Here is a 1,275-nt window from a genome sequence, read left to right as displayed (position 1 = left end):
AAAGAGAATAACCTGTTGAGTGTAAAGTATGGGAAAATGGAACTGGTGGAAAATATATTCTCAGAAGTTAAGTTAAGGGAATCTTTACAAAATATATTCAATACGCACTTACTAGGGGAAGAAAATCAACATAGTAAGAAGATAGATTGCAAGATTACCAATATTATTGATATTGTAAAATGTGCGTATAATCAAAAGCATGGGACTACATTAGTTATTACTACACCAAATATAGCTAGAACGGAAGTTCAAAGATTAAAAGAGCAATCTATAAAAATTAATGAAATAGATATTAAAAATAGTTCAAATTTTAAAAAAGTAGTCGAGAAGATAACTAATATAGACGGTGCTTTGTATATGGACATTGATGGATATGTTCATGCTATTGGAGTTATATTAGATGGGTATGCAGAACCTGGAGAAGGTGATTCATCGAGGGGAGCTAGGTATAATTCAGCTATAAGATATAAGAATGCTACAGAAGTTAAAGGGGAATGTGTAATTGTAGTAATTTCAGAAGATGGTATGATTGACATTATTCCAGATAATGATATAGAAAAAGACATTAATGAATTGGCTAAGAAATTAACTTCTTTATATGATGAGAAAAAATTTAAAGAAGCCTTAGGCATAGCTGTAGAACTGGAAGGTTTAAATCCAAAAAGGCCTGAAACATTTCTATCTAAAGCACGTATATTAATGCAAATGAAAGGGAAGCTTAAAGAATCATTAGAAGCTGTGAATAGTGCTATAAAGTTGAGGGAAGAATTTGGGCAGGCTTACGATTTGAGAAGTTCAATAAATTTAAAGTTAAGAAAACCAAAAGAAGCTGTGTATGATCTTGAAAAGGCTATAAAAGTGAACCCGACTGCTTCAAGATATACAAATTTAGGAGAGATTTTAGCAACTTTAGGAAATTATGAAGATGCCATTTATGCTTTTGATAATGCAATAAAAATAGATAAACAATTTGAAAGAGGACATGTTGGAAGGATAAAAGCGTATGAAAAAATAGAAGACTTTGAAAAAGGATTGGATGCTGTGAAAGACTTTATTACTATAAGAGGCGAAAATGCAATTCTTTGTCACATTCAAGGTTTATTTTATGAGCGTTTAAATAAGAAGGAAGAGGCAATTGATTCATATAAAAAAGCTTTTGAGGGGTATAAAAATAAATTAAAAGATGATAGTAATAATTCAGTACTAGTCTACCAATCAGTTGTGTTCATATGTAAAAAACTATTGGAAAACGACGTTACTGAAGCTGAGAAGAAA

The 1,275-nt window shown here is 30.7% G+C and carries 1 protein-coding gene; it reads left to right on the top strand.

Features of this window, described 5'->3' with window-relative positions; all coding sequences use genetic code 11:
• Positions 1 to 15: 15 nt before the first annotated feature.
• On the top strand, positions 16 to 1,275 hold a 1,260-nt coding region (locus tag ACQGSG_RS28960), incomplete at its 3' end, for a tetratricopeptide repeat protein (protein WP_426948750.1).

This window comes from Bacillus sp. GMa5/1 (assembly GCF_050172015.1).
GTDB classification, from domain to species: domain Bacteria; phylum Bacillota; class Bacilli; order Bacillales; family Bacillaceae_G; genus Bacillus_A; species Bacillus_A cereus.
The sequence above is the reverse complement of the archived record's forward strand: the minus strand, read 5'-3'. Positions and strand labels throughout refer to the sequence as shown.